Origin of the sequence: Aquicoccus sp. (assembly GCF_041686535.1) — a bacterium.
Classification (GTDB): Bacteria; Pseudomonadota; Alphaproteobacteria; order Rhodobacterales; family Rhodobacteraceae; genus Aquicoccus.
Genome location: NZ_JAWLDS010000131.1, coordinates 1 through 6,257 on the forward strand (window position 1 = coordinate 1; position 6,257 = coordinate 6,257).

8 protein-coding genes and 1 tRNA gene are annotated in these 6,257 nt (G+C 58.2%); 6 read left to right on the forward strand and 3 right to left on the reverse strand.

Translation table 11 applies throughout. From position 1 onward, the window contains the following. Together ACESL9_RS16450 and ACESL9_RS16455 are read left to right on the forward strand one after the other, a co-directional pair. Positions 1 to 1,500 (forward strand): biotin/lipoyl-containing protein (locus ACESL9_RS16450; RefSeq protein WP_372675218.1); only part of this gene is annotated, 1,500 nt, incomplete at its 5' end. Positions 1,501 to 1,610: 110 nt separating this feature from the next. After that, positions 1,611 to 1,685, forward strand: a tRNA-Gly gene (locus tag ACESL9_RS16455). A gap of 67 nt (positions 1,686 to 1,752) precedes the next feature. Here ACESL9_RS16455 and ACESL9_RS16460 read toward each other — a convergent pair. Then, complete coding sequence (locus ACESL9_RS16460) at positions 1,753 to 1,992, reverse strand: Lrp/AsnC ligand binding domain-containing protein (protein WP_372611101.1); 240 nt, start codon at positions 1,990 to 1,992, stop codon at positions 1,753 to 1,755. 466 nt (positions 1,993 to 2,458) lie between these two features. Here ACESL9_RS16460 and hisB point away from each other — a divergent pair, with 466 nt between their 5' ends. Further along, positions 2,459 to 3,046 carry an imidazoleglycerol-phosphate dehydratase HisB gene (hisB, locus tag ACESL9_RS16465; protein ID WP_372611103.1) on the forward strand — a complete coding sequence of 196 codons (588 nt, stop codon included), beginning with the start codon at positions 2,459 to 2,461 and terminating at the stop codon, positions 3,044 to 3,046. A gap of 5 nt (positions 3,047 to 3,051) precedes the next feature. Further along, positions 3,052 to 3,690: an imidazole glycerol phosphate synthase subunit HisH gene (gene hisH / locus ACESL9_RS16470; RefSeq protein WP_372611105.1), complete on the forward strand. Its 639-nt coding sequence runs from the start codon at positions 3,052 to 3,054 to the stop codon at positions 3,688 to 3,690. Here the strand turns inward: hisH and ACESL9_RS16475 are convergent, their stop codons facing one another. Beyond that, positions 3,691 to 4,077, reverse strand: coding sequence for a DUF2147 domain-containing protein (locus ACESL9_RS16475; protein ID WP_372611107.1), 387 nt, complete (start codon positions 4,075 to 4,077; stop codon positions 3,691 to 3,693). 123 nt (positions 4,078 to 4,200) lie between these two features. Here ACESL9_RS16475 and hisA point away from each other — a divergent pair, with 123 nt between their 5' ends. Continuing rightward, the gene (gene hisA / locus ACESL9_RS16480) at positions 4,201 to 4,920 is read left to right on the forward strand and encodes a 1-(5-phosphoribosyl)-5-[(5-phosphoribosylamino)methylideneamino]imidazole-4-carboxamide isomerase (RefSeq protein WP_372611109.1); all 720 of its coding nucleotides are present in this window, start codon (positions 4,201 to 4,203) and stop codon (positions 4,918 to 4,920) included. On the opposite strand, the gene ACESL9_RS16485 is transcribed toward hisA, so the two are convergent. After that, positions 4,917 to 5,369, reverse strand: coding sequence for a DUF302 domain-containing protein (locus tag ACESL9_RS16485; RefSeq protein ID WP_372675219.1), 453 nt, complete (start codon positions 5,367 to 5,369; stop codon positions 4,917 to 4,919). The two genes, hisA and ACESL9_RS16485, sit on opposite strands and share 4 nt — an antisense overlap. Before the next feature lie 109 nt (positions 5,370 to 5,478). Between ACESL9_RS16485 and hisF the strand changes: the two genes are divergently transcribed. Next, positions 5,479 to 6,240 (forward strand): imidazole glycerol phosphate synthase subunit HisF, encoded by a 762-nt coding sequence (gene hisF, locus ACESL9_RS16490; protein WP_372611113.1) that lies wholly within the window; start codon positions 5,479 to 5,481, stop codon positions 6,238 to 6,240. The last annotated feature ends 17 nt before the right edge of the window (positions 6,241 to 6,257 follow it).

The following is a 6,257-nucleotide window of genomic DNA, read 5'->3' on the forward strand; positions in this document are numbered from 1 at the left end:
AGCCTCAACTGGGTCGAGAACATGCGCGTCGCGATGGACGCCGTGATCGAAAACGACCGGATCTGCGAAGCGGCAATCTGTTATACCGGTGACATCCTCAACCCGGATCGGGCAAAGTATGATCTGAAATACTATGTTGGCATGGCCAAGGAACTGGAGGCGGCGGGGGCCCATGTTCTGGGTCTCAAGGACATGGCCGGGTTGCTCAAGCCATCTGCGGCACACGTCCTTTTCAAGGCTTTGAAAGAAGAGGTCGGATTGCCGATCCACTTCCACACCCATGACACGAGCGGAATTGCAGGTGCCACCGTTCTCGCTGCCGCCGAAGCCGGAGTGGACGCTGCGGATGCAGCGATGGATGCATTTTCGGGTGGCACCTCTCAGGCCTGCCTCGGCTCGATTGTCGAAGCGCTGGCCCATTCCGAACGCAACACCGGTCTCGACATCGCTGCCATCCGCGAAATCTCGCATTACTGGGAGGCCGTGCGAGCGCAATATGTCGCTTTCGAAAGTGGCCTTCAGGCGCCTGCATCCGAGGTTTACCTGCACGAGATGCCCGGCGGCCAGTTCACCAACCTCAAGGCCCAAGCGCGTGCGCTCGGGCTCGAAGAACGCTGGCCCGAGGTGGCGCAGGCTTATGCCGACGTGAACCGGATGTTCGGCGATATCGTCAAGGTCACGCCATCCTCCAAGGTCGTGGGCGACATGGCATTGATGATGGTCAGCCAGGGGCTGAGCCGTGCCGATGTCGAGGATCCCGAAACTGATGTGGCATTTCCCGATTCGGTCATCGACATGATGCGTGGCAATCTCGGCCAGCCGCCGGGCGGATTTCCCCAAGCCATCGTCAAGAAGGTTCTCAAGACCGAAGCCCCCAATACCGAACGTCCGGGAAAGCATCTCGAACCAGTCGACCTCGCAGCGGCACACGAACAACTCTCGGAAGAACTCGAAGGCCTCAAGACCGATTCCGAAGACCTGAACGGATACCTCATGTACCCCAAGGTTTTCCTCGATTACATGGGGCGGCACCGGATCTATGGCCCCGTACGCACCCTGCCCACCAGAACCTTTTTCTACGGGATGGAGCCAGGAGAAGAGATCAGCGCCGAAATCGACCCGGGCAAGACCCTCGAGATCCGGCTTCAGGCTATTGGTGAGACCGGAGAAGATGGTGACGTGAAGGTGTTTTTCGAATTGAACGGGCAGCCGCGCGTCATCCGGGTGCCGAACCGGCTTGTAAAATCCCAAACCGCCGTGCGGCCAAAGGCCGAAGTCGGAAACTCCAACCATATCGGAGCACCGATGCCCGGCGTCGTGGCCAGCGTTATTGTCGCCGAAGGGCAGTCGGTAAATGACGGGGGGCTTCTCTTGACCATCGAAGCCATGAAGATGGAAACCGGAATACATGCCGAGCGAGCTGGTAAGGTCAAAGCGGTCCATGTCGCACCAGGCGATCAGATCGATGCCAAGGATCTCTTGATCGAGTTGGAGGAATAATTCGGTAGGCTAGAAGAGCACGCGGGGCCGAATCCAAAAACTTGGGTCAAGACACGCTTTTTCACTTGCAGCCCCGTGTTAGATTTCATATCTCCCCCTCACCCAAGGACGCGGGCGTAGCTCAGGGGTAGAGCATTACCTTGCCAAGGTAAGGGTCGTGAGTTCGAATCTCATCGCCCGCTCCATATTTCCCAAAAGGAAACACTATGCGACATCATTGTCGCGTAGCTTCGCTGTGTATCCCGGCTTTTCTCAGAACGCATTGAATGTGAGGGTCGTCAATGACCGCTCGATTCCCTCGATATCGAGCAGATTATCGTTGATGAACTTGCCTACATCCTGATCTCTCGGGATATAGATTTTCAGGATCAAGTCATACTCACCGCTGGTTGAATAAAGTTCCGAATGCAGCTCGCGTAGCACGATCTCCTCGGCCACCTTGTAAGTCGTCCCGGGCTTGCAGCGCAGTTGAATGAAAACACACGAGCTCATCAACATCCCTTTCTTGCAGCGTCAGCCTCAAACTGGCACGCGCACCGCTGCTACGCAATACATGCCCATGTGCCTTGGTGCGGCACCACGGCGGCGAGGGTGTGATCATTACAGAACGGGTCGTTCCCGTCGCCGCATGACAGCGCATCTTCTTTCTTGTCCGACACTTTGATGCCGCCAATCACACCGGCCGCCACGCTTGCGTATCAGGTTTCTCCGGTTGTCAGGGCATCCGCAAGGCTCCTCACGTTGCGCCCCTGGAAACGTCCGGCGCAGTGTCCGGAGAATGATCTCACGAGCGATCTACCTCAGTAACCGATGGTATCAAGCCAACACTATTTTCCCGAAGAATGAAAACCTGCTTGTCTGGCAACCAAGGACGGCCACCCCACGAAGCTCATCGAAGCACTTGGAAGCGCACGTTCGGCTGCGTATAAGCGGCCCAGGACATGTGAAGGAACCAACGATGCGCAAGGCCCAGATCACCCGTGAGACGGCTGAGACGAGAATCAGCGTTGATCTCGATATCGACGGACAAGGCAACTATGATATTGAAACCGGGGTAGGATTTTTCGATCATATGCTGGACCAACTCGCACGGCATTCGTTGATCGACATGGCGGTGCGGTGCGCGGGCGATCTACACATTGACGCTCACCACACGGTCGAAGACGTCGGAATTGCGATCGGTCAGGCATTGGCACTGGCCCTTGGCGACAAGCGCGGAATCCGTCGCTACGGCGCTTGCCTTCTGCCGATGGACGATGCCTTGGTGCGGGCGGCGCTCGATTTGTCCGGGCGACCCTATATCGTCTGGAAAGCCGACTTTCCGACGGGAAAGATCGGAACATTCGACACCGAGTTGGTGCGCGAATTCTTTCAAGCCCTTAGCACACATGCCGGCATCACCCTCCATGTCGAGGCGCTGCATGGGATCAACAGCCACCACATGGCCGAGGCCACGTTCAAGGCTGTGGCGCGTGCATTGCGTGACGCTTTCGAAACGGATCCACGCAAGAGCGATACCGTTCCGTCGACTAAAGGGGCGCTCTAGTTCACATGATCACGGCGATTATCGACTATGAGTCCGGCAACCTTCATTCCGCCGAGAAGGCTTTTCAGCGCATGGCACGCGAAACCGGCGCGGGCGAGGTGCATGTCACATCCGATCCCGACCTGATCCGCGCAGCGGACCGGATCGTCCTTCCTGGCGACGGTGCCTTTCCGGCTTGCCGCAAGGCGCTCTTCGATCACCGTGGCGTTTTCGAGGCGATTGAGGAGGCCGTGATCACGCGGGCGCGCCCATTCATGGGAATCTGTATCGGGATGCAGATGATGGCAACCAGGGGGCTGGAATACCAGGAAACTTCCGGATTCGACTGGATTGGCGGCGAGGTCGGCCGCATCGAGCCCGAAGATGCGTCTCTCAAGGTCCCGCATATGGGCTGGAACGATCTGGTGATTGACCGAAAGCACCCGGTTCTGGGCGGAATCGACAGCGGACGCCACGCATATTTCGTACATTCCTATCATTTCCGCGTCAACGATCCGGACCATCGGATCGCGCATGTCGATTACGGTGAAGAGATCACGGCCATCGTCGGCCGCGACAACATCATCGGGATGCAGTTCCATCCTGAGAAAAGCCAGTCGACGGGCCTGCGCATTATCGGGAATTTTCTTGGTTGGCGGCCTTGATCATTCGATCCGGGTCCATTCCTGGCTTGAACAGATCAACCCGCCGGCCACGCATCCCTTGAGTGTCAAGCTGTCACCATTGACCTGCATCGTGCCGGTATAGACCTTGTCATTCGATGGACGCCAAACCCGGCCCGCATAACTTCCGTCGCCATTGGCTTGCATGTCGCGCACAAGAAGCTTGCCCTTGTTGGGTGAATTGTACTCACCATCCGAATTGAACGTTCGCGCAATAATACCGCAGATATTCTCACCGCAAGGTTGCATCGCGACATGTGCGTATGCCCCGTCATCAACTTCGGTATTCCACATGCCTTCTGCCGGATCGGCCACGGCAGAACCTGACCAAATCGCCGTCACCATTGCCGCCATGACCAATCTTTTCATATCGACGCCTCCTGATGAGATATGCGCACCCCTTGCGCTGCGATCAAGCAGCTTCTCGGGCCAAGTTGCATTTTACGCACGGCCATGCAAAAGCGCGTACGAAACGAGAAAGGACCAAGGTTCATGATCCTATACCCAGCGATCGATCTCAAGGATGGTCACGCCGTGAGACTTTTGCATGGCGAAATGGACCGCGCGACAGTGTTCAACGAAGATCCTGCCGCTCAGGCACTCGATTTCGTGCGGGCCGGCTGTGAATGGCTGCACCTTGTCGATCTCAACGGCGCCTTCGCCGGCGAGCCGGTAAACGCGGCCGCTGTTGAGGCGATTCTCGCGCAGACCGATGTGCCCACGCAACTCGGCGGTGGTATTCGCAACATCGAAACGATCGAACGGTGGTTGTCCAAAGGGCTGGCCCGAGTGATACTCGGCACAGTGGCCGTGGAGAAACCGGCACTGGTGCGCGAAGCCGCGCGCCAATTCCCCGGCCAGATCGCCGTTGGGATCGACGCACGTCATGGCATGGTCGCAACCAAAGGCTGGGCCGAGGAAACGGATATTGACGCGACAGATCTGGCCAAATCCTTCGAAGACGCGGGCGTTGCCGCTATCATCTACACCGACATTCTGCGCGACGGCGCAATGAAAGGCCCCAATATCGAAGCAACAGCGGCGCTGGCAAATGCCGTTTCCATCCCTGTCATCGCATCGGGCGGGGTCTCCTCACTCGATGATCTCAAGGCATTGCGCGATTGCGGGGCACCCCTGAATGGTGCGATTTCCGGTCGCGCCCTTTATGACGGTGCGATTGACCTCAAAGAGGCTTTGCAGCTCCTCGCCTAGTTTCCAGCCGCACGTTTCGTGAGATTTTCAAGCGCCCCACTCATCTTTGCAAGGTAAGGCGCATCGTCGGAGATCCCCTGCAATTCGGAGAGAGTGGCGGCGGGGTCTTCATATGCAAGCCAGACCTGCCCGGCATCATCCTGATAGACCAACACCTGGAGTGGCAGGTGAAGCCCGGCCAACGGGTCCGCCTGCATCGCGGGGGTGCCAAGCTGCGGGTTCCCGAAGATCAGGAGTTCCTCCGGCGCAAGTTCCATTCCAGCAGATGCGGCCCCGCCCGCGTGATCGACACGGGCAAAGATCGTGGCTCCTGCCTCGTTCACCGCCGCTTCCAGGGCATCCATGGTTTCGGCGACACTCCGCTTAGCCTTCACATTGACGATCTCGCCCACGGCGAGGCTCGGCATGACCGAAAGGGCTGCGACCGTGATCCAGGTTGCAAAATTCATATCCAATTTCCTTTTCAAACTTGCTCGCGTCAATTCAGTCCCCCAGTCTCTGGCATGTTGCCGCGATTCCCCATAAACAATCGCGTGAAACCTTCGTGAGAGCCAAGTCATGCTCAAGACCCGTATCATCCCCTGTCTCGACGTTGCCGATGGTCGGGTGGTCAAGGGCGTGAATTTCGTCGACCTGATCGACGCCGGCGATCCGGTCGAATCGGCGCGCGCTTATGATGCGGCTGGAGCAGACGAGATCTGTTTTCTCGACATTCATGCCACGCATGAAAACCGCGGCACGATGTTCGACGTTGTCAGCCGTACCGCCGAACAGTGTTTCATACCGCTCACTGTGGGCGGCGGGGTGCGCAGTGTCGCCGATGTGAGGGCGCTGCTCCTCGCAGGTGCCGACAAGGTCAGCTTCAACTCAGCCGCTGTAAAGGACCCTGACATCGTGGAAGAGGCGGCCAACCAGTTTGGAAGCCAATGCATCGTGGTCGCCATCGACGCCAAGACAGTCGGCCCTGGCAAGTGGGAGATCTTCACCCACGGCGGGCGCAAGCCCACCGGTATCGACGCTGTAGAGTTTGCCCGCACGGTTGTCGCCAAGGGCGCGGGCGAAATCCTGCTGACATCAATGGACCGTGACGGCACGCGCGCGGGCTTCAACCTGCCTCTGACCCGCGCCATTTCCGACGCCGTGGACGTCCCAGTCATTGCATCTGGCGGGGTGGGCACGCTGGAGCATCTGGCGGAGGGCGTCATCAAGGGCGGGGCGAACGCGGTTCTGGCGGCGTCGATCTTTCACTTCGGCGACTACACGATCCGGCAGGCCAAGGAATACATGGCCGATGCAGGCATTCCCATGAGGCTCGAATGACACTTGAGGAACTTGAG

What these genes read in the sequence shown, in the direction of transcription:
- ACESL9_RS16460 (WP_372611101.1), bottom strand. Translation starts at nt 1,992, where the DNA reads ATGAGCTCGTGTGTTTTCATTCAACTGCGCTGCAAGCCCGGGACGACT.
- hisB (WP_372611103.1), top strand. Translation starts at nt 2,459, where the DNA reads ATGCGCAAGGCCCAGATCACCCGTGAGACGGCTGAGACGAGAATCAGC.
- hisH (WP_372611105.1), top strand. Translation starts at nt 3,052, where the DNA reads ATGATCACGGCGATTATCGACTATGAGTCCGGCAACCTTCATTCCGCC.
- ACESL9_RS16475 (WP_372611107.1), bottom strand. Translation starts at nt 4,077, where the DNA reads ATGAAAAGATTGGTCATGGCGGCAATGGTGACGGCGATTTGGTCAGGT.
- hisA (WP_372611109.1), top strand. Translation starts at nt 4,201, where the DNA reads ATGATCCTATACCCAGCGATCGATCTCAAGGATGGTCACGCCGTGAGA.
- ACESL9_RS16485 (WP_372675219.1), bottom strand. Translation starts at nt 5,369, where the DNA reads ATGAATTTTGCAACCTGGATCACGGTCGCAGCCCTTTCGGTCATGCCG.
- hisF (WP_372611113.1), top strand. Translation starts at nt 5,479, where the DNA reads ATGCTCAAGACCCGTATCATCCCCTGTCTCGACGTTGCCGATGGTCGG.